The sequence below is a fragment of the Synechococcus sp. L2F genome (genome assembly GCF_024345695.1).
In the GTDB taxonomy this organism is placed as follows: Bacteria; Cyanobacteriota; Cyanobacteriia; order PCC-6307; family Cyanobiaceae; genus MW101C3.
Genome location: NZ_JAGQBP010000001.1, coordinates 610,700 through 636,919, shown reverse-complemented (window position 1 = coordinate 636,919; position 26,220 = coordinate 610,700). Strand labels below are relative to the sequence as shown.

Sequence of the window (26,220 nt, the reverse complement as noted above, 5' to 3'; positions counted from 1 at the left end):
GGGATCAATGTAACAGAATATTGCGCAACGTAAACGGATGTCGCGAATGCTCAGGCGCATGCCCTCCCCAGTCCAAGCACCCCGGTGGAGGCGACCCGGTGTCTGCGCGGCCACGGCGCTGGCTGCCGGCGGGCTTCAGCGCAGGCGCCGCAGGCAGAGCTCCTCGAAGGCTGGGCGCAGCAGATAGGGGTACTCGCCGACCCAGAGCTTCAGCTGCGGCAACCAGGCGTCGGTGAGGGCGCCGATGCGCACGAAATCGGGCCGCTCGCTCAGGGCAAGGCAACGGATCACCATGCCCCGGCGGATCACCTTGTGCTTCTTTTCCATCGGGAAGCGGATCTGGCCCAGGTAACCGTCGTCGTCTTCCAGCTCCAGGCACAGCCAGGTGCGACGGTTCTCCACCAGCTCCAGCCTTCCGCGGGCATCGGCCTGCTCCTTCCGTTCCTCCACCAGCTCGCGGGTGAACAGATCGGCCACCACCCCTTCGAAGATCGCCCCTGCCGGGTAGCGGCGCAGCACGCTGTTCTTGCGCCCCGCCTCCAGGATCGGGCCCCAGAGCACATAGAGCAGGAACACGAAGCCCGCCACCAGCCACACCGGCCCGAAGCGGTAGGAGAACTGGCTCTGGGCGATCAGCAGCGAGATCACCCCACCGATCACGGCGATCAGCACCCGCTGCAGGATCTTGCGGGGGTTGCCGCTGCAGGCGTTGAACTGCGGACCGCTGGCCACCGCCGGGATCAGTTTCTGGAGCTCAGCGGGCTTGACGGGAACCAGCATGGCCTCAGAGCAGACGTTCGAGGCCGTAGACGAGCCCCTGCAGTTGCCGCACCCGGCGCACGGTGAGCAGCACGCCGGGCATGTAGGCGGAGCGGTCGATCGTGTCGTGGCGAAGGGTATAGGTTTCGCCCGCCGCGCCGAACATCACCTCCTGGTGGGCCACCAGACCGGGCAGGCGCACCGAATGGAGCCGCAGGCCGCTCACGCGCCGGCCGCCGCGGCAGCCCGCCAGGGTTTCGGTCTCCTCCACCTGGGCGGCATTGAAGGATTTCCCCAGCTCCTCGATCAGCTCGGCGGTCTTGATGCAGGTGCCGCTGGGGGCATCGGCCTTGCGGTTGTGGTGCAGTTCGGTGAGTTCGGCGAAGTCGTAGTAGCGGGCGGCGGCCGCGGCGGCCTGCTGCAGCAGCACCATGCCCACCGAGAAGTTGGGGATCACGGCACCGCCGACGCCCGCCTTGGCGGCAAAACTGGCCAGATCCTCCAGCTGCGTGGGGGAGAGGCCCGTGGTGCCGATCACCGGGTGCACCCCGTAGGCGATGGCGGCGCGGGTGTGCTCGTACACCACCTTCGGATGGGTGAAGTCCACCAGCACGGCGCCGGCGCTCTGGTGGCGGGCCGCCTGGCTGGCCTGGCAGAGGCAACCTTCCAGATCGGCCGTGACCGCCAGCTCCAGCGGCCCCAGGCCCAGCCGCTCGCCCACGTCGTCGCCCTCGGCCCCGGGGGTGGTGTCGATGGCTCCCACCAAGGCGCAATCGGGGGCGGCCAGCACGGCCCTGATCACCTCCGCGCCCATGCGGCCGAGGGCGCCGGCCACCAGCACGGGGATCGGCTCCGCCGAAGTGGCGGGCGGCATCGCAGGCGCCGGTGGTGGGGTGGCGGTCATGGGCGCAGACAGGCTCTTCGCTGGGGCGAGCCTATGGCCGTCGCGGGGCAGGCCGGCTGGGTACGGGCCTGTTACGCCTTGGCCGGAAACCCCACCTGCCGCCGCCGCTTTCCGTAGGCTCCTTCACATTGCTCAATCTGCACGCCCATGTTCACGCAGGTCCGCTCCGCCAGCCGTCGGGTCAGCCCGGCCGGATGCGCCGCCCCTGCGGGCTCGGACGGCCGCCCGGTGATGAAGGCGGTGTATGTGGTGCTCGAACCCCAGTACCAGAACGCCCTCACCACGGCCGCCACCAGCCTCAACGAACACAACCCGGCCCTGGCGGTGGAGCTGTGCGGCTACCTGATCGAGGAGCTGCGTGATCCGGAGAACTACGCCGCCTTCTGCGCCGATGTGGCGGCAGCCGACGTGTTCATCGCCTCGCTGATCTTCATCGAGGACCTGGCCCAGAAGGTGGTGGAGGCCGTGGCCCCCCACCGCGACCGGCTCAAAGCCGTGGTGGTGTTCCCCTCGATGCCCGAGGTGATGCGCCTCAACAAGCTGGGCACCTTCTCGATGGCGCAGCTGGGCCAGAGCAAGAGCGCCATCGCCAGCTTCATGAAGAAGCGGAAGGAGGCCAATGGGGCCGGCTTCCAGGACGCGATGTTGAAACTGCTCAACACCCTGCCGACGGTGCTCAAGTACCTGCCGGTGGAGAAGGCGCAGGATGCCCGCTCCTTCATGCTGAGTTTTCAGTACTGGCTGGGCGGCACGCCGGACAACCTGCGCAACTTCCTGTTGATGCTGGCCGACAAGTACGCCTTTCCCCGCGGCGAAAGCGACCGCCCGTTGCTGGAGGTGGCCGAACCGGTGGTGTTCCCCGACCTCGGCATCTGGCACCCGATGGCGCCGGGGATGTTCGAAGACCTCAAGGAATACCTCAACTGGCAGGCCAGCCGTCAGGATCTGAGCGACAAGGCCCGCAGTGGCCCGGTGATCGGCCTGGTGCTGCAGCGCAGCCATATCGTCACCGGCGACGACGCCCACTACGTGGCGGTGATTCAGGAGCTCGAATACCGCGGCGCCACCGTGATCCCGGTGTTCTGCGGTGGTCTCGACTTCTCCAAACCGGTGAAGGCCTTCTTCTACGACCCGCTCAATCCCGAGCAGCCGATCGTGGATGGGGTGGTGAGCCTCACCGGCTTCGCCCTGATCGGCGGCCCGGCCCGCCAGGACCATCCCCGCGCGATTGAGGCGCTCTCCAAGCTCAACCGGCCCTATATGGTGGCCCTGCCCCTGGTGTTCCAGACCACCCAGGAGTGGGAAGAAAGTGACCTGGGCCTGCACCCGGTCCAGGTGGCCCTGCAGATCGCCATCCCTGAACTGGATGGCGCGATCGAGCCGATCGTGCTCAGCGGCCGCGACGACGCCACTGGCAAGGCCCACACCCTGCAGGACCGGGTGGAGGCGATCGCCGAACGGGTGATCCGCTGGGCTTCGCTGCGCACCAAGCCGCGCATCGACAAGAAGCTGGCGATCACGGTGTTCAGCTTCCCGCCCGACAAGGGAAATGTGGGCACCGCCGCCTACCTCGACGTGTTCGGCTCGATTCACCGCGTGCTGGAGGAGATGAAGCGCAAGGGCTACGACGTGCAGAACCTGCCGCGGGATGCCAAGGCGCTGATGGAAGCGGTGATCAACGACCCCGAAGCGCTGCAGGGTGCTCCGGAGCTGGCGATCGCCCACCGCATGAGCGTGGAGGAGTACGAGCGCCTCACCCCCTATTCCGAGCGGCTCGAGGAGAACTGGGGCAAGCCGCCCGGCAACCTCAACTCCGATGGCACCAACCTGCTGATCTACGGCCGCCACTTCGGCAACGTGTTCGTGGGGGTGCAGCCCACCTTCGGCTACGAGGGCGATCCGATGCGGCTGCTCTATTCCCGCAGCGCCAGCCCCCATCACGGTTTTGCCGCCTACTACACCTACCTGGAGAAGGTGTGGGGCGCCGATGCGGTGCTGCACTTCGGCACCCACGGCTCGCTGGAGTTCATGCCCGGCAAGCAGATGGGCATGAGCGAAACCTGCTACCCCGATTCGTTGATCGGTGCCCTGCCCAACCTCTACTACTACGCGGCCAACAACCCTTCGGAGGCCACGATCGCCAAGCGGCGCGGCTACGCCGCCACGATCAGCTACCTCACCCCTCCAGCTGAAAACGCCGGCCTCTACAAGGGGCTCAAGGAGCTGGGCGAGCTGGTGGGTTCCTACCAGCAGCTGCGTGAGAGCTCCAGGGGTGTGCAGATCGTCAACGCGATCGTGGAAACGGCGCGTCAGTGCAACCTCGACAAGGACGTGACCCTGCCGGAGGGGGAAGCCAGCGCGCTCGATCTCGATGGCCGTGACGCCGTGGTGGGGGCGGTGTACCGCCAGCTGATGGAGATCGAGAGCCGGCTGCTACCCTGTGGCCTGCACACGATCGGCAAGCCCCCCACCGCCGAGGAGGCGATCGCCACCCTGGTGAACATCGCCGCCCTTGAGCGGGAAGAGGAGGGCTACCGCAGCCTGCCGGCCCTGCTGGCCGAAAGCCTCGGCCGCACGATCACCGATGTCTACAAAGGCAATGACGCCGGTGTGCTGGCGGATGTGGAGCTCAACCAGACGATCACCGAGGCGTGCCGCAAGGCGGTGGCCTCGATGGTGCGTTCCGTCACCGGCAGCGATGGCCGCGTCAACCTGCGCGGCAACTTCGGCTGGTTCTTCGATCTGCTGGAGCGTTTCGGAGTGCGGCTGCCCAGCCCCTGGCTGAGCGCCTGCCGGGCGGCGGGTTTTCCCGGGGTGGATGCCGCCGAGCTCGACAACCTGTTCGGCTATCTGCGCTTCTGCCTCGAGCAGATCTGCGCCGACATGGAAATGGAGAGCCTGCTGCGGGCTCTTGATGGCGAATATGTGATCCCAGGCCCCGGCGGTGATCCGATCCGCAATCCCGGCGTGCTGCCCAGTGGCAAGAACATCCACGCCCTTGATCCCCAGGCGATTCCCACCCGCGCCGCGATCGCGGCAGCCAAGGTGGTGGTCGACCGGCTGATCGAACGCCAGCGAGCCGAACAGGGAACCTGGCCGGAGACGATCGCCTGCGTGCTCTGGGGCACCGACAACATCAAGACCTACGGCGAATCGCTGGCGCAGATCCTCTGGTTCATCGGTGTGCGCCCCGTGCCCGATTCCCTCGGCCGCGTGAACAAGCTGGAGCTGATCTCGCTGGAGGAGCTGGGGCGCCCCCGCATCGATGTGGTGGTGAACTGCTCCGGGGTGTTTCGCGATCTCTTCATCAATCAGATGGGGCTGATCGATCAGGGCGTGAAGATGGCCGCCGAGGCCGATGAGCCCATGGAGATGAACTTTGTGCGCAAGCACAGCAAGGAGCAGGCTGCGGCCCAGGGCATCAGCCTGCGCGAGGCGGCCACCCGGGTGTTTTCCAATGCCAGCGGCAGCTACAGCTCCAACGTGAACCTGGCGGTGGAGAACAGCACCTGGGAGGAGGAGGGCGAGCTGCAGGAGATGTACCTCTCGCGCAAAACCTTCGCCTTCAATGCCGACAACCCCGGGGAGATGAACCAGAACCGGGAGGTGTTCGAGTCGGCGATGAAAACCGCCGACGTAACCTTCCAGAACCTGGATTCGGCGGAGATCTCGCTCACCGACGTGAGCCACTACTTCGACTCCGACCCCACCAAGCTGATCGCTGGCCTGCGCGACGACGGCAAGGCCCCCACCAGCTACATCGCCGATACCACCACCGCCAACGCCCAGGTGCGCTCCCTGAGCGAAACCATCCGCCTCGATTCACGCACCAAGCTGCTCAACCCCAAGTGGTATGAGGGCATGCTCAACTCCGGCTACGAGGGTGTGCGTGAGGTGGCGAAGCGGCTCAACTTCACCCTGGGCTGGAGTGCCACCAGCGGCGCTGTCGACAACTTCGTCTACGAGGAGGCCAACGACACCTTCATCAACGATGAGGAGATGCGCAAGCGGCTGATGGAGCTCAACCCCCACAGCTTCCGCCGCATCGTGGGCACGCTGCTGGAAGTCAACGGCCGCGGCTACTGGGAGACCAGCGATGAAAACATCGCCCAACTGCAGGAGATCTACCAGGAGATCGAAGATCGCATTGAAGGGGTCACCACCGCTTAAGGTCAACCCATCGCGGTCCTCTTTTATGTCTCCAGCCCTCAAAGGTGTGGCTTACGTGAGCGTCTGGGTGCTGCTCTGGGGCACGGCGTCTTCCCTGGCCGATTTCGTGCTGCTGGAGCGCGGCGCGTATGACGCCGGCACGGTTGCTCAGGCGATCACGTTCACCTCGTACGGGATCGCGGCGGTGGTGTTGGCGGTGCGCCTCTCCGGCCGCTTCCTCACCCCTCAAGACTGAGCCCCTGCGACCTCATGACGGCGTCCACCATGCGGGCCGTCTGGGCGATCGGGCCCACATCATGCACACGCAGCACATCGGCTCCCTGGCTGATGGCCAAGGCGCTCACCGCCGCCGTTCCCCACAGGCGTGCCCGCGGCCGTGGCTCCTCCAGGACAGCGCCGATGAAGCGTTTGCGTGAAGGGCCCACCAGCAGGGGGAAGCCTGCGGCACGCAACTGGCTCAACTCACGCACCAGGGTGAGGTTGTGTTCGGTTGTCTTGGCGAAGCCCAAGCCCGGATCCCAGATCACCTGCGCGGTGTTCACTCCGGCGGCCACGGCCCGCTCCGTGGCCCGCAGCAGCTCCTCGCCCACCTCTGCCGTCACAGCCTTGTAGGTGGCGAGCTGGTCCATGGTGCGGCTGTCGCCGCGGCTGTGCATCAGCACGTAGGGGCAGCCGGCCGCCGCCACCACCTGTAACAGCTCCGGCTCGCGCCGCCCACCGCTGACGTCGTTGATCCAGTGGGCACCGGCGGCCAGGGCCGCCTCGGCCACCGCAGCGCGAAAGGTGTCGACCGACAGCAACGGCCCTCTGCCGTCCGGAAAGGCGGCACGGATCAGCGCGAGCACCGGCAGCACCCGGGCCATTTCTTCGCTGGCGCTGATCTCGGCGGCGCCGGGGCGTGTGCTCTGACCGCCCAGGTCGAGCAGATCGGCGCCCGCCACCACCATGCGCCGGGCCTGGCGCAGCGCCGCCTCCGGCGTGGGATAGCGCCCCCCGTCGCTGAAGGAATCGGGGGTGAGGTTGAGCACCCCCATCACATAGGTGCGCGTTCCCCAGGCCAGGGCCGGAGCCGAGGACGTTGCCATTGCCGTGTTCACCGCCGCCACAAGCCCAGCCACTCATGATCGCGTGGTTGCCCGTTGCGGCCACTGGCGGAGCCCACAGCCGCTTCCCAGCAGGCCTTGGTGAAGCCTGCCTGCTCAACCTGCCGAGCCAGGGCGCCGGCCTCGGCGCCGTAGGGCGGCCCGCCCGGGCGCGGGTGACACCAGAACAGACCCAGCAGCCAGCCGCCGAGAGCCAGCAACTCCCGCACCGTGGTGAGGTAGGTGCTCCGCTGTGAAGGATCAATGGCGCAGAAGCAGGTGTGCTCCAGCACCCCTTCAAGGCTGCCGGCCGTGAGCCCTGCAGCGGCAAGCGCCGGAGGATCGAACAGGTCGGCCTGCAGCCATTGCAGCGCGGGGCTGCTGCCGTGCAGCCGCTCGGCCTCTGCCAGCGCCGCTGCGCTGAAATCGAGGCCAACCGCGGCAAAGCCGGAGGCAGCGAGCAGGGCCGCCTCGTGGCCGCGCCCACAGCCCGGCACCAGCACCCTCCCCGGAGCTTCTGGAGCCAGCGCGTGGTGCTGAAGAAACGCCTGCAGCGGTGGCGCCGGCTGACCCAGCTCCCAGGCATCGGTTCCCTCCCGGTAGCGATGGTCCCAGGCAAGGGCGCCCTGCGGTGGCTCAGGCGGGCTCATGGTTCCGGCTCCGCCAGCAAGACCTCGATCTGATCGGCGAGCTGCAGGCAGCGATCCATCTCCTCCCACAGCAACTCCCGACGCACGGCATCCACCGCGTAGGAGCGATGGTGCAGGTCGCGGGCCTGGTAGCGGAGAGCCTCACGGATGCGCCGCCATTCATCCGGATGCAAGGGGAAGGAAAGAGTGCTCATCGCGTTGTCATTCATGCCAATGGTTGTAGGAAAGGCCGCTGTTTCCATGTGAATTCTGTGTAGCGAGCCTGCGCGGTTGCTGCCGGAGTCGTGAGCTCCATGTCTGTGGGTTGTGGGTTCCACCGTTGTGGGTCGTGGGTTTGCATGAGTATTTCTGCTGGCCTGCTTCATATGTCGTGATGTAGAGCATGAAGCTTGATGTCGGGCCTCCCTGGCGACCGCAGTGGTGCGTGGGTCGCCGTAGGGTCGTGCAGGGAGCAGAACGTTCGCTTCAGCCATTGCATTGATGTTGGCGTTTCTTTCCCTCCATGTCCGCCACAAACATGCCCCGGGCCCATGGCAGGGTTGAATGAACACAGTGGCCTGCGGAGCACAATGCCGCTGAGGACAATGCCCCTACGGCCCTTGTGGTATGGCCTCCGCAAGGAGTGTTCCCCGCCTGAGTTTTTCATGAGGGATGGCCACGTGGTTGAGAGCGGTTAGTGGAGAGGCCATCCAGCCACAACGCTACGGATGGCAGGCGGTAAGTCTTTTTTCTCATCCACGCCAGTTGGCGTGAATCCCCAGGAGTTCACCACATGACCGAAGCGCGCGCGGCCAATCTCACCGTTGGCGAACTCGAAGCGAATTATCATCTCTATTGCAAGGCCCTCCGCATCCTGGTGAGAGAGGGAAAATCCCTCGTCAAGATCCAACGAACCGTCTGCTGGGATCGCCTCGAAACCATCTTTCACTGCTACCCCTCCCGCTATAAGTCGCCCGATTACCTCTACGTGCTGCTGAAGCGTGAATACGGCGACCTGCCAAACAACGGCTCGCTCGGCACCAGCGGCTCCCCCGCTCCCAGCACCTGATTCTGATGTCCAGCTGAGCAGCGCCAGATTGCGCGTTGCCGCTCCCGGACTTCAAGCCTGCACGATGGCGAGCGGATTCCCATAACCAGCCGTGGCTTGCTGAGCCATGGCTTGAACATCCGAGGCCTGGGCCGCGATGGCTTGCACTTCCATGGCTGTTCCGCCGGCAACTGTCGCCGCAACTCGATCTGGCCGAGAGCGGCGCATCCATCCGGATCGGCCCGATCCGATGCTCCAGGCCAGGGCTCAGATGGTGACCGGCACGCGGTACTGGGCGATGCGGGCAAAGCTGATCGGGTCGAGCGAAGCGCCCCCCACCAGCACACCGTCAATGTCGCTCTGAGCCATCAGTTGGTCGATGTTGTCGGCTTTCACCGAGCCGCCGTACTGAATCACCACATCCGGATAACCCACCCAGCTGCGGATCAGGCCACAAATACGGTTGGCCTCAGCGGCGTCGCAGGTCTTGCCGGTGCCGATTGCCCAGATCGGCTCATAGGCCACGACCATTCGGCTGGGATCAAGATCCTCCAGGCTCTGCTCCACCTGGCGGCGGATCACCCGCTCGGTCTCGCGAGCGCTGCGCTGGCTGTCGGTTTCACCCACACACACGATCGGGATCAGGTCGGCCGCCTGGGCGCTGAGGGCGCGGCGATTGATCTGCTCATCGCTCTCGGAGTGGTACTTGCGGGGCTCGCTGTGGCCCACGATCGCGTACGAAACCCCGTGCTCCTTGAGCATGTCTGCCGAGATGGAGCCTGTGTAGGCGCCGCCGTTGTCCCAATGGACGTTCTGGCTGGAGAGCTTGATGTCGCTCCCTGCCAGGGCTTCGCTCAGCGCGGCGATGGCGGTGAAGGGCGGCGCCAGCACCACCACCCGATCCTCAGGAAGATCGGCCATCAACGGCACGAAGCTTCCGGCGTAGGCCCGCGCCTCTGCGCAGGTCATGTGCATTTTCCAGTTGCCTGCAATCACCGCCTTGCGCACCGCCTTCTCTCGCTGAGGTGCCCAACAACCTAGGCCGAGGGGGGTACCTCCAACTCAATGCCCTGCCACTCCACCCGGTCGCCAGCCACCAGCTGGCGGCCGCGGCGCAGCTCGATAGCGCCGTTCACGCGCACCTCACCGTTCTGCACCCGCAGCTTGGCCTCGCCACCTGTGGCCATCACGCCCTGCCATTTGAGGAACTGGTCAAGCCGCACCCAGGGAGGCGCCGAAAGGGCGCTGATAAGGTTCGCCGATGCTCGCACCCCCACCGGCCGGTTTTCGCGGGCTGCTGCCGCTGCTCGGGCCCCATCGCCGCAATCTGATCGCCGGCGGGGTCTGCATGGTGATCTTCGTGGCCTGCTGGCCCCTGCTCGCCTGGCTGGCCGGTCAGCTGATCCCCTCTATCGGCGCCGGTGATTTCCCGGCGGTGCTGCGGGCGATCGGCCTGGCCCTGCTGGTGTTTCTGGTGCAGAAGCTGGCCCAGTTCGGCCAGGACACCCTGCTGGCCTCCCCGGCCCTGCAGGTAGGCCAGGCGCTGCGCAGCCAGCTGTTCGCGCGCCTGCAGCGCCTGGAATTCGCCTCCCTGGAGAAGCTCTCCGCCGGCGATCTCACCTACCGCCTCACCGAAGACGCCGACCGGGTGGCGGAGGTGATCTACAAGACGATTCAGGACACCACCCCCAGCCTGCTGCAGCTGATCGTGGTGTTCGGCTACATGGTCTTCCTCGATTGGAAGTTGTCGCTCGCCACCTTGTTGCTGGCGCCGCTGGTGGCCGTGCTGGTGAGCGCCTTCGGAGCCAAGGTGATGGGGGCGGCCGAACGCAGCCAGAAGCAGGTGAGCGAACTGGCCGGCCTGCTGGGAGAAGCGATCGGAGGCCTGCCCCTGGTGCGCGCCTTCGCCGCCGAGACCTGGCTGCAGCAGCGCTTCGAGCAGGAGATCGACCTGCACCGCCGCGCCCGCTACCGCACCATGCGACTGCTGGCGCTCCAGCATCCGGTGGTGGGCTTCATCGAAGCGGCCGGGATCCTTTCGGTGCTGCTGATCGGCGCTTCGCGGATTCAGGCGGGCGGCCTCACCAGCCAGGGTTTCAGCAGCTATGTGGCAGCCCTGCTGATGCTGATCGATCCGATCTCCCACCTCACGACCAACTACAACGAACTCCAGCAGGGCCAGGCCTCGCTCAAGCGGCTGCGGGCGATCGAGCAGGAGCCGATTGAACCTCCCGACGATGCAGGCGCCCTGCCCCTGGGCCCCGTGCGTGGGGAGGTGCGTCTGGAGGGCGTCTGGTTCGGCTACGACCCCGAGCGCCCTGTGCTCCAGGGCCTTGAGCTTTGTGCTGAGCCCGGGCAGCTGGTGGCGCTGGTGGGACCGTCCGGCGCGGGCAAGAGCACGCTCTTTTCATTACTGCTGCGCTTCAACACCGCCCAGCGGGGCAGGGTGCTGCTGGACGGCCAGGATCTGGCCCGGCTGCGCTCCGGCGACCTGCGCCGCGCCGTGGCCCTGGTGCCCCAGCAGAGCAGTGTGTTCTCCGGCACGGTGGCCGAGGCGATCCGCTTCGGACGTGTCGCCTCCGATGCACAGGTGCATCAGGCTGCCGCACTGGCCAACGCGGCCGGTTTCATCGAAGCTCTGCCGGGCGGCTACGACGCCCGTATCGAGGAGCGGGGCAGCAATTTCTCCGGTGGTCAGCTGCAGCGCCTGGCCATCGCCCGGGCGGTGCTTGGCGATCCGGCGGTGTTGCTTCTCGATGAAGCCACCAGTGCCCTGGATGCGGAGGCAGAGGAGGCGGTGCAGCAGGGCCTGCGCCAGGCGATGGCCGGCCGCACCGTCCTGGTGATCGCCCACCGCCTGGCAACAGTGCAGGAGGCCGATCAGATCCTGGTGCTCGAGTCCGGCAGCATCGTCGAGTCGGGCAGCCATGATCAGTTGATGGCCCGGGGCGGGCGTTACCGCGAGCTGTGCCAGCGTCAGCTGATTCGCGTGGCGGACTGAGCAGGTCCCGGATCGCCGGGCTCAAGCCCGGCCTGCCGCTTGGCTGGCCTCCCTTCCCGCTTTCTGCTGGTCTGGCTCCCACCCGGCTCTTCTCCCCACGCCGCTCGCTCCCCCTTCGCACCGCCGGCCATGACCGATCTGCCTCTGTGGGAATACCGGGTCATCCACATCAACCTGGAGAGTGGCACCCCTCCCGAACCCCCCAGCGCGGAAGCCGCCAGTGAGCGGCTGCGAGGTGCCTTGAGCCCAGAATTCATCGCCAGCGAATTTCCGGAGTTCTACGGCGCCCCGCCGCCGCCGCGCCATCCGGCTGGGCAGCTGCAGTTCTTCCTCAATTTGCTGGGCGCGGAAGGGTGGGAGATGGTGGAAGCCTCGCAGGTGGGGCCCCTGCTGATGTTCTTCTTCAAACGGCGGCGCCAGCCGGCCTAAAATGAGCGATCCACTTTGTGCTGGCTTTGACAGACGCCGCTTCCAACCCACCCGTGCTCACCTTCGAGGGCAAGCGCTACGACCTGAACACGCTGCCCGACGACCTCAAGGAACTGGTGCGCGGCATGCAGGTGGCCGACAACCAGCTCCGCCTGCACGAAGACACCCTGAAGGTGCTGGCGGTGGGGCGCCAGTCGATGGCCCATCAGCTCAACGAGCGCCTCAAAACCGTCCCGCCCCTGCCGGAGCCCTTTTGAGCGCAGTGGGCTCCAGTACCTGGAGTCCCTAACCCCGAGCGTCGCCCCCCGGCCCGTGGCTGCAGAAGGGCCGGGGTTTGCGGCTGCGATCAGAACGGCTGGTATCAGACCGGCTGCAGGTCTTCAAAGCGGAAGCGTTGCTCGCCCGCCTCACCCTCTGCTGCTGAGGCGCCGCTCCCTGCGTCGCTGGCGATCACGCGCTCGCTCAGCACCCAGGGGCCGATGCCGGCCAGGGGCACGAAGGTGTCGGTGAAGTGGCTGGTGCCACCACGGGCGACGCCGGTGGCAGGTTCGCTGTAGGCGCTGCTGTAGCGGCGGCTCAGGTAGCCGGCGCCCGTGTCGGTGGTTTCCAGCGTGAAGATCGTCACCACCGTGCCGTGGATGTGGCGGTGCACCATCGTCACCACGTTGTCCTTGATGCGGTAGCGGTCGCCGCTGCCCTTGCCACCCACGATCACCTCCAGGCCCACCGCATCGGTGTCGCCGGCGGTGAAGGTGTTGGCGCTGTGGGTTTGCTCGAAGGTGCGGCGCACCCGGTGGATGCACACCTCCCAGAGCTGCGAGGCCACGGCCTTGTTGATTTCGGCGTCGTCGATCCCCTCCACGCTGGCCTTGAGGTCAGCGCCCACCACGAAGCGGCCTTCCACCCGACGGTCGCCCTGCTCCCACACGCAGCGGCCCTGGTAACCGGCGAAGCCGGGTTCCCAGGTGTAGCGGTTCTCGTAGGCGGCGCGGAACAGGTCGGTGATGTCGGTGCCGGGAGCCACGACGGAGCTGGGGGGAGCGGTGGTGGTCAATGGTTTCGGGCAGGGGCCCTTCACCGTAGCGATCAGCGGCCGGCCGGGGTGTGGATGTCCTGCAGGGCGGCCACGGTGAGCTCCTGGCTCTGCAGGGTGGTGATCGCCTCCACCGCCGCGCGCGCTCCCGCCAGGGTGGTGACCGTGGGCACCGCGTAGTCGAGGGCGGCGCGGCGCAGGTACTTGTCGTCGTGGGCGGCCTGCCGGCCGATCGGGGTGTTGATGATCAGCTGGATGCGGTCCGAGCGGATGGCGTCCTCCACGTTCGGGCGGCCTTCATGCACCTTGAGGATGGCCTCCACCTCGAGGCCGTGGGCGCGCAGCAGCGAGGCTGTGCCGGTGGTGGCGATCAGCCGGAAGCCCAGCGCGGCCAGGTTGCGGGCCACCGGTACCAGCGCCGCCTTGTCGCGGTCGTGGGTGGAGAGGAACACCATGCCTGCGGTGGGCAATGCTTCGCCGGCGGCCAGTTCCGCCTTGGCGTAGGCCATGCCGAAATCGGCGCCGCTGCCCATGACCTCGCCCGTGGAGCGCATCTCCGGTCCCAGCAGGGTGTCCGCACCGGGGAAGCGCTTGAAGGGCAGCACCGCCTCCTTGACGTTCTGAAGCGGCGGCTGAGGTTCGGCGGTGAGGCCCAGCTCCGCCAGCGTGCGCCCCGCCATCAGGCGGCTGGCGATCTTGGCCAGGGGCACGCCGGTGGCCTTGGCCACGAACGGCACCGTGCGGGAGGCACGCGGGTTGGCTTCGATGATGAACACCTGCTCCCGCTGCACGGCGAACTGCAGGTTGATCAGGCCGCACACATCAAGAGCCAGGGCCAGCGCTTCGGTCCACTGGCGGATCGTGGCCAGCGCGGCGGGCGAGAGCGACACTGCCGGCAGGCAGCAGGCCGAATCACCGGAGTGGATGCCGGCCGGCTCGATGTGCTCCATCAGCCCGCCGATCACCACCCGGCCCTCGCGATCGGCCAGGGCATCAACATCCACCTCGATCGCGTCTTCCAGGTACTGGTCGATCAGCACTGGATGGTCGGGCTCCACCTGCACCGCCTCCACCATGTAGCGGTTGAGTTCTTCTTCGTCGAACACCACCTCCATCGCCCGGCCGCCGAGCACGTAGCTGGGCCGCACCACCACGGGATAGCCCACCCGGGCGGCGACGGCACGGGCCTCCGTCTCGCTGCGGGCCAGGCCGTTGCGCGGCTGGCGGATGTCGAGCCGCCGCAGGATCGCCTCGAACTGCTCGCGGTCTTCGGCGCTGTCGATCGATTCCGGTGACGTGCCCCAGAGGCGGGTGCCGGTGGCCATGCCCTCCGGCGTGGACAGCCAGCGCAGCAGTGGCAGCGCCAGCTTCAGGGGCGTCTGGCCGCCGAACTGCACGATCACCCCGGCGGGCTTCTCGGCCTCGATCACGTTCAGCACGTCTTCGAGCGTGAGCGGCTCGAAGTAGAGGCGGTCGGAGGTGTCGTAGTCGGTGGAGACCGTTTCCGGGTTGCTGTTGACCATCACCGTGGCCAGGCCTTCCTCCTGCAGGGCGAAGGAGGCGTGGCAGCAGCAGTAGTCGAACTCGATGCCCTGCCCGATGCGGTTCGGCCCACCGCCCAGGATCATCACCTTGCGGCGACTTTCGGGTTGCACCTCGTCCTGCGGCGGCAGTGGCGCCAGGCTGCCGTCCGCGTTCAACCGCTCCAGCGGCCGCTCGTAGGTGGCGTAGTGGTACGGCGTGGTGGAGGCGAATTCCGCCGCGCAGGTGTCCACGGTCTTGAACACGGCATTGATCCCCAGGGCCTGGCGATGGCGGCGCACGCTGAGTTCGTCGCTGCCGGTGGCCCAGGCGATCTGGCGATCGGAGAAGCCCAGCTGTTTGAGCGCCAGCAATGTGTCGCTGGTCAGGTCGTTGAGCGCACGCCCCTGCAGCAGGGCCTGCTCGGCGTTGAAGATGCCGCGCAGCTTGGCCAGGAACCAGGGGTCGATCGCACTGAGCGCGTGGATGTCGGTGTCGCTGCGGCCGGCCACCATGGCGGCACGCACCGCAAAGATCCGCTCAGGCGCGGGGGTACGCAGCTGGCGTTCCAGGTCGCTGGGCTCCACCTCGGCATCGGGTCGGTCGCCGCCCCAGCCGGCGTGGCCGGTTTCCAGCGAGCGCAGGGCCTTCTGGAACGATTCCTCGAAGCAGCGGCCGATCGCCATGGCCTCGCCCACCGATTTCATCGAGGTGGTGAGCACCGCCGGGCTGCCGCGGAACTTCTCGAAGGCGAAGCGGGGAATCTTGGTGACCACGTAGTCGATCGTGGGCTCGAAGCAGGCCGGCGTCGCTCCGGTGATGTCGTTGAGGATTTCGTCGAGGGTGTAGCCCACCGCCAGCCGGGCGGCGATCTTGGCGATCGGAAAGCCGGTGGCCTTGGAGGCGAGGGCCGAGCTGCGGCTCACGCGCGGGTTCATCTCAATCACCACCACGTCGCCATTGGCGGGGTTGATCGCGAACTGGATGTTGCTGCCGCCGGTTTCCACGCCGATCTCGCGGATGATCGCGATCGACTGGTCGCGCAGGCGCTGGTACTCGCGGTCGGTGAGGGTTTGGGCAGGGGCCACGGTGATCGAGTCGCCCGTGTGCACCCCCATCGGATCGAGGTTCTCGATGCTGCAGATGATCACCACGTTGTCGGCCAGGTCGCGCATGACCTCCAGCTCGAACTCCTTCCAGCCGATCAGCGACTGCTCGATCAGGATCTGGGAGACGGGACTGGCCTCCAGACCGCTCTTGCAGAAGGCCCGGAACTCCTCGGGGTTGTAGGCGATGCCGCCGCCGGAGCCGCCGAGGGTGAAGGCGGGCCGGATGATGCGCGGATACCCGCCCACCTCCTCTCCCACCCGTTCGGCCTCGGCGAGCGAACTGGCGATGCCGGATGGACACACCGCCACGCCGATCCGTTCCATCGCCTGTTTGAACAGGAGGCGGTCTTCCGCTTTCTTGATCGAGGCCAGGTTGGCGCCGATCAGCTCGACGCCGTAGCGCTCGAGCGTGCCGTCTTCCGCCAGGGCCACCGCCAGGTTGAGAGCGGTCTGACCGCCCATGGTGGGCAGCAGGGCATCCGGGCGCTCGATGGCGATCACCCGCGCCACCACTTCAGGGGTGAGCGGCTCGATATAGGTGCGATCCGCCATTTCCGGATCGGTCATGATCGAGGCCGGATTCGAATTGATCAGCACCACCTCGAAACCCTCGGCCCGTAGGGCCTTGCAGGCCTGGGTGCCTGAGTAATCGAATTCGCAGGCCTGGCCGATCACGATCGGTCCGGAGCCCAGCAGCAGGATGCGGCGCAGATCCGTGCGGCGGGGCATGGGCGGTGTTCGAAGCCAAACGGCCTCAGCCTCTCACGCCCACTGCCCGCTGGCTGGCCTCCGGGGCGTGTGTCCTCGCTAACGTGGCGGTTTCCTATCCATTGCCGGTTCGATGAGCGAACTCCAGCGCCTCAAGGGGCTGCTTCCTCCGGAGATGCAGAGCTGGGTGTTCGTGGAAGCCGCCGCCTCCGCCGACCCGCCCCTGGTCACGATCGAGGAGATCGGCCGTGATGAGGTGGAGATCCAGGTGGATCTCGAAGCCTGGGATCAGCTGGCCCTCGACCACCGCAACCTGCTCTTCTGGCATGAGGTGGGCCGCATCCAGAACGATGCGGTGCCCCGCGACGGCTGGGAGATGGCGGCCTTGGCCATCGGCCTTGGCGGCGCCATCGGCGAGCTATGGGTGCAGGACGGCCTGCTGCTGATGATGGCGCTGGGGTTGTCGGGCTTCGCCGGCTACCGGCTCTACCTCAAGAACAACTCAGAGAAACGTTTGCAGGATGCGATCGCCGCCGATGAGCGGGCCATTGCCCTGGCCACCCGCTTCGGCTACACCCTGCCCAATGCCTACAAGAGTTTGGGTGGCGCCTTGAAGGAACTGGTCGAGCAGACCCGCAAGAAGAAGAAACGCGCCTTCTACGAAGACCGCCTGGAGGCCCTGCGCAAGAGTGCGGCCACCGCTCGTGCCGAGATGGCCCAGCAACAAGGCAGCCGCCAGTCCGTCACCAGCGAGAACGTCTATGGATAGTGATCGCCTCACCAGGCTTGCCGCCGAGGCCTGCGACGACCGCAAGGCCGTGGACATCCGTCTGATCCGGGTCGATGAGGTGTCCTCCCTGGCCGATTGGTTCGTGATCTGCTCGGGCCTCTCCGATGTGCAGGTGCGGGCCATCGCCCGTTCGGTCGAAGACCGCCTGCTCTCTGATGCGGGCCGGCTGCCGCTGCGCAAGGAGGGCCAGAACGAAGGGCGCTGGGTGCTGCTCGATTACGGCGAGCTGATCGTGCATGTGCTCACCCCCAGCGAACGGCGCTACTACGACCTGGAAGCCTTCTGGGGACACGGCGAGCAGGTGCCTTTCCTAGGCTCAGAGGAGTCTGTTTCCCTCTGACCGTCCGGCGTCTTCCATGGCTCAGGTCTCCCCCCTCTCGACCTGTCCGGTGCCCGTCGAACAGCAGCCCCTGGAGGAATACCGCCAGCTGCTCGCCTCCTGGTTCTTCGCCTGGCCGGTGCAGAGCTCACGGCAGTTGCTCAAGCCCCTGGCGATCAGCTGGCTGCTTGCACTGCCGCTGTGTCTGCTGATCGCCTACGGCAGCTGGCCCCTGCGCCACGCGCCGTTGCGCTTGGTGCTGGCGGCGGCGGTGGCGGCAGTGCTGCCCTCGCTGCTGCTGCTGATCCGCCAGTGGCTGGGCTGGAGCTATGTGAGCCGGCGCCTCACCTCCGAGCGGGTGGAATACGAGGAATCCGGCTGGTACGACGGCCAGGTGTGGGAGAAGCCCCTCTCCTGGCGCCAGCAGGACCTGCTGGTGGCCCGCCATGAAGTGCGTCCGGTGCTGGAGCGTCTCCGCCAGGGCCTGCTCCTGGCCGCTGCACTGCTGCTGGGTGGAGCCGGGCTCTGCCAGGCTCTTTGAATCCTGGCCCCGGTCGTTTCCGGGGCGCCGAACCCTCTGCGATGTCCCTGTCCTCCAGTTTCGGCTCCTCCCAGCGGCCCGGCGTGCCCCCCCTGGAGGTGCGGCTGCTGCGCGCCGGTATCACCGAGTCGGTGCACCGCGTTCACGCCGTTGTCTGCGACAAGCGCGGGCGGGTGTTGATGCGCGCCGGTGATCCCCAGCAGCTCAGCTTCATGCGCTCGGCGCTGAAGCCCTTCCAGGCCCAGGCCTATGTGAGCAGCGGTGCCGCCGACCTGGCCGGTGCCGACAGCCGCAGCCTGGCGATCGCCTGTGCATCCCATGCCGGCACGCCGGCCCATGCCCGCGAAGCGTTCAAGATCCTCTGGAGCGCCGATCTGGAAGCCGAACGGCTGCAGTGCCCGCCGCCGCAGCCCGACGCCAGCCCGCTGCAGCACAACTGTTCGGGCAAGCACGCCGCGTTTCTTGCCACCTGCCGCCGCATGAACTGGGCACTGGACACCTACCTCCAGCCCGACCACCCGCTGCAGCAGCAGGTGTTCAAGGGGGTGGGGGAACTGCTGGGCCTGCCCGGAGCGGAGCTGCTCACGGCGCGCGACGACTGCGGCGCTCCCACCGTGCAGATCCAGCTGGCCCAGATGGCGCTGCTGTTCGCCCACCTGGGCGGTTCGGAGCAGCCCGATCTGGAGCGGCTGAGTCGGGCGATGCTGGCCCACCCGGAGCTGGTGGCTGGCGAGGGACGCTTCGACACTGAGCTGATGCGGCGGGGTCATGGCCTGGTGCTGAGCAAGGGGGGCGCCGAAGGGATCCAGTGCCTGGCCCGCATGGGCGAGGGGCTGGGAGTGGCGATCAAGGTGGAGGACGGCGCCAGCCGTGCCAAGCACGCGGTGACGCTGCACCTGCTGCGGCAGCTCGACTGGCTCACGGCGCTCACCCTCGAAGAGCTCGAGGATCAGTTCCTCGCGCCAGGCCTTGGCCTGCGGCTGGAGGTGAGCGGCGAGCTGCGCTTTGACGCCATGGCGCGCTGAAGCCGGCGCCCAGGGCCCCGCCCATTGCCGGAAGGCACCCCCGGCTTGTAGTGTGTCTGAGGCGACGCGGGGTAGAGCAGTCTGGTAGCTCGTCGGGCTCATAACCCGAAGGTCAGGAGTTCAAATCTCCTCCCCGCCACCACTTTTCATCCCCCGGTTGCGGATCTGCAGCCGGTTTTTTTATGGGCAACTGTCTGGGCAGAGGCCGGGCCCTGCGTCGCTGGTTCGACGCCCGGCTGTCGCCGCCTAAGGTCGCCACGCCACGCCCGTTGCTGGCCAGCCGATGCCTCTCGCTGATCCCGGACCCCTGTTTGATGCGGTGGTGGTGGGGTCCGGCGCCACCGGCGGAGTTGCCGCCATGGTGCTGGCGAGCGCTGGCCTGCGGGTGCTGGTGCTGGACGCCGGCCCCGCGCTCAGCGCCCGCCAGGCTTTCGGCAGCGAGCCCCTGAACAGCCTCAGGCGGGTGGCCAACATCAGCAGCGGCCGGCAGTGGCGGCAGGTGCAGCATCCGGGCTACTGGAAGGCCAACCCGGAGCTGTATGTGGATGAGCGAGAGAACCCTTACAGCACGCCTCCCGATCGCCCCTTCCTCTGGAGCCGGGGGCGTCAGGTGGGCGGCAAGAGTCTCACCTGGGGCGGCATCACCCTGCGCCTCTCCGACCACGAGTTCAAGGCGGGCGAGCGGGATGGCCACGGTCCGTCCTGGCCGCTTTCCCACGCCGACCTGGCCCCTTACTACGCCCGACTCGAGCGCTTCCACGGCGTGCACGGCCACTGCGATGGCCTGCCCCAGCTGCCGGATGGGGAGTTTCAGCCGCCGCTGCCGTTCACGCCAGCGGAGCGCCACCTTCAGCAGGCGATCGCCCGGGAGCTGAATCTGCCGCTGATCCACTCCCGTGGCTTCGCGTTGCACCGCCCCGGCAGCGGCCCCTGGCCCCGCTCCTGCTCCCAGGGAGGGGCGCTGGCCCAGGCCCTGGCCACGGGCCGGGTGACGCTGCGTCCGGGGGCGGTGGTGAGCCATGTGGAGTTTGATCGCACCCGCCGCCGCGCCGAAGCGGTGGTGTACGTGGAGCGGGCCAGCGGTGCGCGGCAGCGGGTGCAGGCCCAGCTGGTGGTGCTCTGCGCCTCCACGCTGGAAACGGTGCGGATCCTGCTCCATTCCGGAGAGCCGCATCAGCCGCATGGGCTGGCGGACCCCTCCGGCAGTCTCGGGTGCCACCTGATGGATCACATCTCCAGCTGCCGGTTCTTCGCGTTGCCCGATCAGCCGGCCCCGACCGGCCCCAGCGAACTGTCGGGGGCGGGCAGTGCCTTCATCCCCAACACCGTGAACCTCGGCGCCGATGACCAGCCTCTGCCCTTCCGCCGCGGCTACGGCATCTGGGCCGGCGTGCAGCGCTTCGATCCGCCGGCTCCGTTCAAGCGGCGCCAGCGGGAGGCGGTGGGCTTCCTGATCGGCCAGGGGGAAGTGCTGCCCCAGGCCCACAACCGGCTCACCCTTTCAGCCACTGCCACCGATGCCTGGGGCCTGCCGGCCCCCCACATCGACGTGCATTGGGGCGAGAACGAAACGCAGATGGTGGCCCACATGCAGGCGCGTATGACGGCAGTGGTGGCTGCCGCCGGTGGCTGCATCCGGCCGCTGGAGGATCTGTTCCTGATTCCGCTGGCCGAGCCGCTGCTGCGCCTTGGGGTGGCGTTGTCAACGGAGGCGGCGCCGCCGGGCTACTTCATCCATGAACTGGGCGGAGCCCGCATGGCGGCCGGCCCTGACCACGGGGTGGTGGACCCCTTGAACCGCTGCTGGCAGGCCCCCAATCTGCTGGTCACCGATGGGGCCTGCTGGCCCAGTGCCGGCTGGCAGAGCCCCACCCTCACGGAGATGGCAATCACCTGGCGGGCCTGCGCCCATGCCGCCCACAGGTTGCGCACTGGCGCGATCGATGAGGCTGTGAGCGCGTCCTGACCGGACCACGCGGGCGGTGTCAACGACCACAAAAGCGATCTGGACCCTCCTGCACAATTTGGAGGCGACCTTTAACCGGGTCGGGCAAGGGAGATTCCAAAGCGGGGGCCTTAGGGTTTCCGCTTTTTTATTGCTGGCGCCACAGGCAGCGGGCCTGTGATTCGGTGGTGTTCCGCTGCGCAGGACCTCTCCTTCACCCGGTTGTTTGCTGTTCGGTGGCCGACAAACCCTTACCGAGTGAAGCCGCGACGCGTAAAGCTGCAACCTGCCAATCAGCAGCTTGAGCAGCCACTGCGAGTCAGCAACGTGTGACGCAGCAACCTTCGAGTCAGCAGGTTTCGAGTCAGCAGGATTCGAGACAGCAACGCGCGAGACAGCGGCTTGGGAACGACAACGGCTGGAACAGCAAGGTGAGATCCAGTGAAACCATCAAGGTGGGATCCTGTGATCAGCGGCCTGTGAATCGGCAGCCAGCCATCGTGCAGGACTTGATGGTGCGTTGCTTGGCGCCCACGTGCTTGCAGCTTGCGTGCTCGCTGGCGTTGTTCAGAGCAATGGGCCTGGAGGACACGTGCTCACGGAACCACCGAGTGGCTGAATCGCGCGTGCAATAAACGACGCGTGGATCAGAAGGCGCGTGGATCAACAGCCGAAGCGGCTGCGAGGAGGACCTTGGGTGGATCAGGAGCGCGAGCTTTACAGGCCGTTCTTCAGCATGGGCGGCCTGTCTCCATTCACGCGTGCCTGTCTCCGGCTTCACTGGCGCCCATCGGCCATGGCTGCTGGTCTCGGGCGATGACGGCTGATCTCGCGTCAGGCCCGCTGGACTCCGGGCAAGCTGCCGTCAGACGAGGCGGCCTTCGGGCGGCTGGTTGCGCATGAACAGACCGTTGAGGTAGTGCTGGGTGACGCAGCCGTCGGTGCAGCCGTTCTGGAACAGGAAGCTGGCCAGGGCTGAACTGACCAGCTGGTACTGGTCCCAGTGGGGATGGCTGCGGATGAAGTCGCGCATGCCGTCGAACAGCAGCTCAGGGATCTCCGCCTCAAGACTCACGCGGCTTTCTGCAGCCACCCCGGCTTCGCCTGGATAGGCCTCACTCCGTCCTGAGCCACTGGCGGCCTCGCTGCTGCGCATGCCGTTGCGTCCTTGGCCTGTGGTCCTGTTCAGCGCGTCGCTCAATGCCGTGGCTCCCTGGTCCTGCCCAGATAGCCACAGCGACGGCAGGCCCGTCAAAGCGGGGGGCCTGGGTGAAACCCATGCCGGCTCGCCTTGAGAAAGTCAGCTGCGGTGCCTCTTCGTCGCTGGCCATCGGCAATCGGTCTGGCGGGTGATGCCACTGAGAACGTTTGTCAAGAAGGCTGCCTGGAAACCCGCGTAATCCCCAGATTCAAGGGCTTGAAAGGCCATTCTCCGACCTCGCCTGTGGAAAAACCCCTCCCGTTCTGGGGAAAACCATGGGTGCCTGGGGAAATCGGTGACACATCAGCAGGGCTTATGCCCCGTGGATCTCTTGAGTCCCGGGGGTCGGCGAGACGGCTGGGTCTCCCTTGGTGGGGGGTGCTGCCGTCAGGCTGCGAGGCCCGAGCGGGTGGTCAGCGTGGGGGTAACGGGTGTGGCCGTGGTCGTGGGGCTGACCCTGGTGATGCGCGTGGTCGTGAACGGGGCCATGCTCCGTCTGGTCCGGGCCGTGCACGTGGCTGTGGGCCGGCCCGCTGCCTAGGGGAATCGGCACCCCATCGGGCTGGCAGGCGCCGGTGCATTCGCGTTCGCACAACGTGCAGGATTCGATCAACCCCTCGACATGGTGGTGGTGACTCCGCTGCGGATCACCCACCTCCGCTTCGAAGCCCAGCACCTGCGCCCGGTACTTACAAAGCGAACAGTTCATCTGGGTGTCCCCGCGCACCACTTCTTCCACACGTTCATGGAAGGTGTCGATCACCAGTGGATGGTCACCGAGATAAGGAGCCTGCACGAAGTCCACGGCGGGATGATCTGCCGCCACACGTTCACTGTGCAGCCGGATGCGGCTCACCAGTACGCCGGAAAAAAGAAAGTAGGGGAACACCACGATGCGGCGAAAGCCCAGCTTCACCACATGGCGCAGCCCCGGTTCCACCAGCGGAAACGTGACACCGGAGTAGAGCGTTTCGCCCCAGCCGAACCCGAACCCCTCCACCAGCATGCGGGTCACCTTGCTGACGTTGGAGTTGGCATCGGGATCGGAAGAGCCGCGTCCCACCACCACCAAGAGGGTGTCGTGCAGCGGCACCGCTGGCTCACCGGCGGCGGCAGCGGCGGCATCCGCCTGCTGCAGCGCGCCACGGATGCGGGCACCCGCCGCCTCGATCATCTTGCGGTCGACACCCAGCTCGCGGCCGTAATCAATGCGCAGACCGGATTCGGCCGCATAGGTGTTCAGAACCGAGGGAATGTCGTTCTTGGCGTGGCCGGCGGCGAACAGCATTCCCGGCACGGCCAGCACATGCTCCACGCCCTGCTGGCGCAGCTGATCGAGGCCGTCGCGCAGGATTGGCCGGGCGAATTCCAGGTAGCCGTAGGCCACCGGCAGATGGGGCAGGCGTTGTTGCAGCCCGATCGCAAGCTGGGCGAATTCCTCGACGGCCAGACGGTTGCGGCTGCCATGGCCGCACACCATCACGCCGAGCTTGCCGTTGGCAGAGGCTCCCGCCAGAAGTTGCGCTGGAAGAGGAGCCATCACAAGACCTGTCTCGGGGGACCCTATCGCTCCTCCCTCCCTGCGGCGCCTCCGCCATGCTGAGGTCAACGCGCCCGGCCCGATGACTGCCACCTCCACCACCTTGCTGGGGTATGGCGCGGCGGCGCTCACCACCTTGAGCTTTTTCCCCCAGGCGATCAAAACCCTGCGCAGTGGCGATACCAGTGGCATCTCCCTGCGCATGTACACGCTGTTCACCGCAGGCATCTGCTGCTGGCTGCTCTATGGCCTGATCACCCGCGACGGGCCCCTGATCGCCGCCAACGCCATCACCCTGCTACCGGCCTCGGTGGTGCTCGAGCGCAAGCTGCAGGGGTTCAGGCGCTGTAGGCCTTCCGGGCGGGGATCGGGTAAGGGATCCGCCGATGACGCATCCGCTTCCACACCCACACGAACGCCCTGATCACCAGTTCCAGTTCGCCCCGACTCAGGCCGCTGTCCTTGAGCTGGCCATCGCTGAGGCGCGCTTCGATGATCCGGCGCACCATGGCGCAGGCCTCCTGCTCCGAGGTGCCGGGCGGCAGCGAGCGCAGTGCGGCCTCGCAACCATCGGCCAGCATCAGGATTCCCGTTTCGCGGCTCTGGGGCGTGGGCCCGCGGTAGCGGAAGCGCTGCTCGGGCACATCGGGATCCTGCTCCCGGGCTTGATGGAAGAAGTAGCCCATTCTCAGAGTCCCCTGGTGCTCGGGGATGAAATCGGCCAGCGGCCGCGGCAGGCGGTATTTGCGGGCCAGCTTGAGCCCCTCGTCCACGTGGGCCTGCAGGATCGCGGCGCTGGCGAAGGGGTCGTTGAGGGTTTCGTGAGGGTTGGCGCCCTCCGATTGGTTTTCGATGAACCATTGCGGCGCGTGCAACTTGCCGACGTCGTGATACAGGGCGCCGGTGCGGATCATGTCGACGTCCGCCTGGATCGCCCGGGCGCCCTCCTCGGCCAGCCCGCAGATCATCAAGGTGTGCTCGAAGGTGCCCGGCGCTTCCATCGACAGCCGCCGCAACAGGGGGCGCTCCAGGTCAGCCAGCTCCAGCAGCCGCGCGCGCGTGAGCAGCCCGAAGAAACTCTCGACGAGCGGTCCCAGCAGCAGGCCGCCCATCAGCAGGCCACCCATCAGCAGCGCCTCTCCCACCAGCTCTGCGCCGCTGGGCGTCACCCGTGCGCTGTTGGGCAACCGATACGACACCTGCAGCACCAGCCATTGCAGGGCCAGGGCCCCAACCGGCAGCACAAGCGCCAGCTGCACCAGCTGGGCGCGGCTGCGCTGCCGGCCTGCCAGCACCGCCGCCACCACTGCCACCAGGGCGGCCACCAGCAGGCGCTGCTCGTTGAAGCCATCGAGGGGTTGGGGCCACAGCAGGCTGGCCACCGCCAGCCAGGCCAGGCCAGCGCCAGTGCCCAGAGCCTGGGCCAGCAGCAGGGTGGGGGGCACCAGCAGCGCCAGCGGGCTGGCGGTGTTGCCGAGCCACAATTTGCAGCCCTGCACCACCAGCAGGGTCCCCAGGGCCAGCAGCGCATGGCGGGGCTCCAGGCTCGCGCGCCAGCGGCGCAGCAGCAGCACCATCACCGCACTGCCGGCGAAGGCTTCGAAGGCATGGCCCAGCCAGGCCCGTAGCAGGGGCCTCCGGTTCACCATGCCGAAGTAATCGAGCACGTCGTAGGCCTGGGGGCTGATCGGTTCCCCCTGGCGGGTGATCAGTTCACCTTTCTCCACGGTGATGCGCGGAATGCCCTGCTGGGTGAGCAGCTCTTCGATCAAGCCCTGGGTGAGGCCGGCATCGGTGCGCAGGTTGGTGCGGCCCTGCAGGTTCACCGCCAGCAGCCGGCTGCCCAGGCCCAGGCCCGGCTCCGCCAGCGGCGCCAGCTGCAGGGCGGCGGCCGCCTGTAGCTGGCTCTTGGCGATGCTGCTCACGATGCCCTGGCTGAGCATGCGCCGCTGGGCCAGCCGCAGCGCCTGCTGCCATTGCGCCAGTTGCTGCGGCGTGAGGCTGATCAGCCACGCCTGCTCCACCGGGTTCAGATTGAGCGGCCCCACCCGGTTCTGGGGGGAGGCCGCCACCAACTCCAGCTCCCGCAGTTGCCGCTCCAGGCGCTGCTGCAGCTCCCGATCGGCCTGGGGATCCACCACCTGCACGTGGGTGCGGCTGCCCAGCTGAAAACGCCGCTGCTCCAGGGCGTCGCTGTCCACGACTGTGGCGGCTTCCGGTGCCCGGGTGCTCTGCGGGGCCGGGATTCCCGGCCTCAGGCTCGGTTCCACCAGCCAGGGCCAGCTCGACACCCCCGCCACCAGCACGCACACCAGAGCCACGGCCAGCCAGTCGCGTCGGCGCCATGGACAGAGCGCCTGGCATGGCGATTCCTGCCGGAGCCATCGCTGCCAGAGCCTCTGGATGCGCCGACGCAGCAGCACACTCTCCACCTCCGAAGTGGTCAAGCTAGCGAGGACGTCAATC

General features: G+C 67.3%; 24 protein-coding genes and 1 tRNA gene. 13 read left to right on the top strand and 12 right to left on the bottom strand.

All coding sequences use genetic code 11. From position 1 onward, the window contains the following. Nucleotides 1–135: 135 nt before the first annotated feature. On the bottom strand, nucleotides 136–780 hold the full coding sequence (locus KBZ19_RS03115) for a hypothetical protein (RefSeq protein WP_094510368.1): 645 nt from the start codon (nucleotides 778–780) through the stop codon (nucleotides 136–138). A 4-nt stretch (nucleotides 781–784) separates the two neighbouring features. After that, on the bottom strand, nucleotides 785–1,663 hold the full coding sequence (dapB, locus tag KBZ19_RS03110; RefSeq protein WP_399220079.1) for a 4-hydroxy-tetrahydrodipicolinate reductase: 879 nt from the start codon (nucleotides 1,661–1,663) through the stop codon (nucleotides 785–787). A 147-nt stretch (nucleotides 1,664–1,810) separates the two neighbouring features. Between dapB and KBZ19_RS03105 the strand changes: the two genes are divergently transcribed. Continuing rightward, nucleotides 1,811–5,833 (top strand): magnesium chelatase subunit H, encoded by a 4,023-nt coding sequence (locus tag KBZ19_RS03105; protein ID WP_094510369.1) that lies wholly within the window; start codon nucleotides 1,811–1,813, stop codon nucleotides 5,831–5,833. A gap of 25 nt (nucleotides 5,834–5,858) precedes the next feature. Next, nucleotides 5,859–6,068 (top strand): hypothetical protein, encoded by a 210-nt coding sequence (locus KBZ19_RS03100; RefSeq protein WP_255099728.1) that lies wholly within the window; start codon nucleotides 5,859–5,861, stop codon nucleotides 6,066–6,068. On the opposite strand, the gene folP is transcribed toward KBZ19_RS03100, so the two are convergent. Genes folP through KBZ19_RS03085 form a run of 3 tightly spaced genes read right to left on the bottom strand, consistent with a single transcriptional unit; the run spans nucleotide 6,052 to nucleotide 7,759 of the window. Further along, nucleotides 6,052–6,918 carry a dihydropteroate synthase gene (gene folP, locus KBZ19_RS03095; RefSeq protein ID WP_255100036.1) on the bottom strand — a complete coding sequence of 289 codons (867 nt, stop codon included), beginning with the start codon at nucleotides 6,916–6,918 and terminating at the stop codon, nucleotides 6,052–6,054. The two genes, KBZ19_RS03100 and folP, sit on opposite strands and share 17 nt — an antisense overlap. Nucleotides 6,919–6,926: 8 nt before the next feature. Further along, nucleotides 6,927–7,565, bottom strand: a complete 639-nt coding sequence (locus tag KBZ19_RS03090; RefSeq protein WP_255099727.1) for a methyltransferase domain-containing protein — start codon at nucleotides 7,563–7,565, stop codon at nucleotides 6,927–6,929. Beyond that, entirely contained in the window at nucleotides 7,562–7,759 is a 198-nt protein-coding gene (locus KBZ19_RS03085; protein WP_255099726.1) for a hypothetical protein, read from the bottom strand. The genes KBZ19_RS03090 and KBZ19_RS03085 overlap by 4 nt, the downstream gene beginning before the upstream one ends. 578 nt (nucleotides 7,760–8,337) lie before the next feature. On the opposite strand from KBZ19_RS03085, the gene KBZ19_RS03080 reads away from it, so the two are divergent. Next, entirely contained in the window at nucleotides 8,338–8,613 is a 276-nt protein-coding gene (locus tag KBZ19_RS03080; RefSeq protein WP_094510373.1) for a DUF3136 domain-containing protein, read from the top strand. 246 nt (nucleotides 8,614–8,859) lie between these two features. Here KBZ19_RS03080 and tpiA read toward each other — a convergent pair whose 3' ends face one another. Next, nucleotides 8,860–9,600 carry a triose-phosphate isomerase gene (gene tpiA, locus KBZ19_RS03075; protein ID WP_094510374.1) on the bottom strand — a complete coding sequence of 247 codons (741 nt, stop codon included), beginning with the start codon at nucleotides 9,598–9,600 and terminating at the stop codon, nucleotides 8,860–8,862. Nucleotides 9,601–9,629: 29 nt separating this feature from the next. Next, nucleotides 9,630–9,815, bottom strand: a complete 186-nt coding sequence (locus KBZ19_RS03070; protein ID WP_255099725.1) for an RNA-binding S4 domain-containing protein — start codon at nucleotides 9,813–9,815, stop codon at nucleotides 9,630–9,632. A gap of 38 nt (nucleotides 9,816–9,853) precedes the next feature. Here KBZ19_RS03070 and KBZ19_RS03065 point away from each other — a divergent pair, with 38 nt between their 5' ends. The 3 genes from KBZ19_RS03065 to KBZ19_RS03055 all read left to right on the top strand — a co-directional run bounded on the left by KBZ19_RS03065 (nucleotide 9,854) and on the right by KBZ19_RS03055 (nucleotide 12,279). Further along, nucleotides 9,854–11,593, top strand: coding sequence for an ABC transporter ATP-binding protein (locus KBZ19_RS03065; RefSeq protein WP_255099724.1), 1,740 nt, complete (start codon nucleotides 9,854–9,856; stop codon nucleotides 11,591–11,593). A 129-nt stretch (nucleotides 11,594–11,722) separates the two neighbouring features. Continuing rightward, nucleotides 11,723–12,022 (top strand): hypothetical protein, encoded by a 300-nt coding sequence (locus tag KBZ19_RS03060; protein ID WP_094510377.1) that lies wholly within the window; start codon nucleotides 11,723–11,725, stop codon nucleotides 12,020–12,022. 26 nt (nucleotides 12,023–12,048) lie between these two features. Next, nucleotides 12,049–12,279, top strand: a complete 231-nt coding sequence (locus KBZ19_RS03055) for a DUF6447 family protein (RefSeq protein ID WP_094510378.1) — start codon at nucleotides 12,049–12,051, stop codon at nucleotides 12,277–12,279. 104 nt (nucleotides 12,280–12,383) lie between these two features. On the opposite strand, the gene KBZ19_RS03050 is transcribed toward KBZ19_RS03055, so the two are convergent. Both KBZ19_RS03050 and carB read right to left on the bottom strand, forming a co-directional pair. Then, a complete protein-coding gene (locus KBZ19_RS03050) occupies nucleotides 12,384–13,076 on the bottom strand; it encodes a DUF3386 domain-containing protein (protein ID WP_255099723.1) in 693 nt (230 codons plus the stop codon). 32 nt (nucleotides 13,077–13,108) lie between these two features. Beyond that, on the bottom strand, nucleotides 13,109–16,414 hold the full coding sequence (gene carB / locus KBZ19_RS03045) for a carbamoyl-phosphate synthase large subunit (protein ID WP_255099721.1): 3,306 nt from the start codon (nucleotides 16,412–16,414) through the stop codon (nucleotides 13,109–13,111). Between the two features lie 112 nt (nucleotides 16,415–16,526). On the opposite strand from carB, the gene KBZ19_RS03040 reads away from it, so the two are divergent. The 6 genes from KBZ19_RS03040 (at nucleotide 16,527) to KBZ19_RS03015 (ending at nucleotide 21,034) form a co-directional block, all read left to right on the top strand. Further along, a complete protein-coding gene (locus KBZ19_RS03040) occupies nucleotides 16,527–17,162 on the top strand; it encodes a DUF3318 domain-containing protein (protein WP_094510381.1) in 636 nt (211 codons plus the stop codon). Then, nucleotides 17,155–17,523: a ribosome silencing factor gene (gene rsfS, locus KBZ19_RS03035; RefSeq protein ID WP_255099720.1), complete on the top strand. Its 369-nt coding sequence runs from the start codon at nucleotides 17,155–17,157 to the stop codon at nucleotides 17,521–17,523. The genes KBZ19_RS03040 and rsfS overlap by 8 nt, the downstream gene beginning before the upstream one ends. Before the next feature lie 16 nt (nucleotides 17,524–17,539). Further along, complete coding sequence (locus KBZ19_RS03030; RefSeq protein ID WP_094510383.1) at nucleotides 17,540–18,043, top strand: CGLD27 family protein; 504 nt, start codon at nucleotides 17,540–17,542, stop codon at nucleotides 18,041–18,043. 41 nt (nucleotides 18,044–18,084) lie between these two features. Then, nucleotides 18,085–19,068 (top strand): asparaginase, encoded by a 984-nt coding sequence (locus tag KBZ19_RS03025; protein ID WP_094510384.1) that lies wholly within the window; start codon nucleotides 18,085–18,087, stop codon nucleotides 19,066–19,068. 65 nt (nucleotides 19,069–19,133) lie between these two features. After that, a tRNA-Met gene (locus KBZ19_RS03020) sits at nucleotides 19,134–19,210 on the top strand. Nucleotides 19,211–19,351: 141 nt separating this feature from the next. Further along, nucleotides 19,352–21,034 carry a GMC oxidoreductase gene (locus KBZ19_RS03015; RefSeq protein ID WP_255099719.1) on the top strand — a complete coding sequence of 561 codons (1,683 nt, stop codon included), beginning with the start codon at nucleotides 19,352–19,354 and terminating at the stop codon, nucleotides 21,032–21,034. A gap of 844 nt (nucleotides 21,035–21,878) precedes the next feature. Here KBZ19_RS03015 and KBZ19_RS03010 read toward each other — a convergent pair. After that, nucleotides 21,879–22,169, bottom strand: coding sequence for a DUF2811 domain-containing protein (locus tag KBZ19_RS03010; RefSeq protein WP_094510386.1), 291 nt, complete (start codon nucleotides 22,167–22,169; stop codon nucleotides 21,879–21,881). 358 nt (nucleotides 22,170–22,527) lie between these two features. Next, nucleotides 22,528–23,754: a sirohydrochlorin chelatase gene (locus tag KBZ19_RS03005; protein ID WP_255099718.1), complete on the bottom strand. Its 1,227-nt coding sequence runs from the start codon at nucleotides 23,752–23,754 to the stop codon at nucleotides 22,528–22,530. 82 nt (nucleotides 23,755–23,836) lie between these two features. On the opposite strand from KBZ19_RS03005, the gene KBZ19_RS03000 reads away from it, so the two are divergent. Next, nucleotides 23,837–24,178: a SemiSWEET family sugar transporter gene (locus KBZ19_RS03000; protein ID WP_255099717.1), complete on the top strand. Its 342-nt coding sequence runs from the start codon at nucleotides 23,837–23,839 to the stop codon at nucleotides 24,176–24,178. Here the strand turns inward: KBZ19_RS03000 and KBZ19_RS02995 are convergent. Then, nucleotides 24,093–26,201, bottom strand: coding sequence for an HDIG domain-containing metalloprotein (locus tag KBZ19_RS02995; RefSeq protein WP_255099716.1), 2,109 nt, complete (start codon nucleotides 26,199–26,201; stop codon nucleotides 24,093–24,095). The two genes, KBZ19_RS03000 and KBZ19_RS02995, sit on opposite strands and share 86 nt — an antisense overlap. Nucleotides 26,202–26,220 lie beyond the last annotated feature (19 nt).

Coding starts and splice junctions, on each gene's coding strand:
- KBZ19_RS03105 (WP_094510369.1), top strand. CDS start 1,811: ATGTTCACGCAGGTCCGCTCCGCCAGCCGTCGGGTCAGCCCGGCCGGA.
- carB (WP_255099721.1), bottom strand. CDS start 16,414: ATGCCCCGCCGCACGGATCTGCGCCGCATCCTGCTGCTGGGCTCCGGA.
- KBZ19_RS03060 (WP_094510377.1), top strand. CDS start 11,723: ATGACCGATCTGCCTCTGTGGGAATACCGGGTCATCCACATCAACCTG.
- dapB (WP_399220079.1), bottom strand. CDS start 1,663: ATGACCGCCACCCCACCACCGGCGCCTGCGATGCCGCCCGCCACTTCG.
- KBZ19_RS03000 (WP_255099717.1), top strand. CDS start 23,837: ATGACTGCCACCTCCACCACCTTGCTGGGGTATGGCGCGGCGGCGCTC.
- KBZ19_RS03100 (WP_255099728.1), top strand. CDS start 5,859: ATGTCTCCAGCCCTCAAAGGTGTGGCTTACGTGAGCGTCTGGGTGCTG.
- KBZ19_RS03010 (WP_094510386.1), bottom strand. CDS start 22,169: ATGCGCAGCAGCGAGGCCGCCAGTGGCTCAGGACGGAGTGAGGCCTAT.
- rsfS (WP_255099720.1), top strand. CDS start 17,155: ATGGATAGTGATCGCCTCACCAGGCTTGCCGCCGAGGCCTGCGACGAC.
- KBZ19_RS03015 (WP_255099719.1), top strand. CDS start 19,352: ATGCCTCTCGCTGATCCCGGACCCCTGTTTGATGCGGTGGTGGTGGGG.
- KBZ19_RS03065 (WP_255099724.1), top strand. CDS start 9,854: ATGCTCGCACCCCCACCGGCCGGTTTTCGCGGGCTGCTGCCGCTGCTC.
- KBZ19_RS03090 (WP_255099727.1), bottom strand. CDS start 7,565: ATGAGCCCGCCTGAGCCACCGCAGGGCGCCCTTGCCTGGGACCATCGC.
- KBZ19_RS03040 (WP_094510381.1), top strand. CDS start 16,527: ATGAGCGAACTCCAGCGCCTCAAGGGGCTGCTTCCTCCGGAGATGCAG.
- KBZ19_RS03080 (WP_094510373.1), top strand. CDS start 8,338: ATGACCGAAGCGCGCGCGGCCAATCTCACCGTTGGCGAACTCGAAGCG.
- KBZ19_RS03030 (WP_094510383.1), top strand. CDS start 17,540: ATGGCTCAGGTCTCCCCCCTCTCGACCTGTCCGGTGCCCGTCGAACAG.
- KBZ19_RS03005 (WP_255099718.1), bottom strand. CDS start 23,754: ATGGCTCCTCTTCCAGCGCAACTTCTGGCGGGAGCCTCTGCCAACGGC.
- KBZ19_RS03025 (WP_094510384.1), top strand. CDS start 18,085: ATGTCCCTGTCCTCCAGTTTCGGCTCCTCCCAGCGGCCCGGCGTGCCC.
- KBZ19_RS03115 (WP_094510368.1), bottom strand. CDS start 780: ATGCTGGTTCCCGTCAAGCCCGCTGAGCTCCAGAAACTGATCCCGGCG.
- folP (WP_255100036.1), bottom strand. CDS start 6,918: ATGGCAACGTCCTCGGCTCCGGCCCTGGCCTGGGGAACGCGCACCTAT.
- KBZ19_RS03085 (WP_255099726.1), bottom strand. CDS start 7,759: ATGAGCACTCTTTCCTTCCCCTTGCATCCGGATGAATGGCGGCGCATC.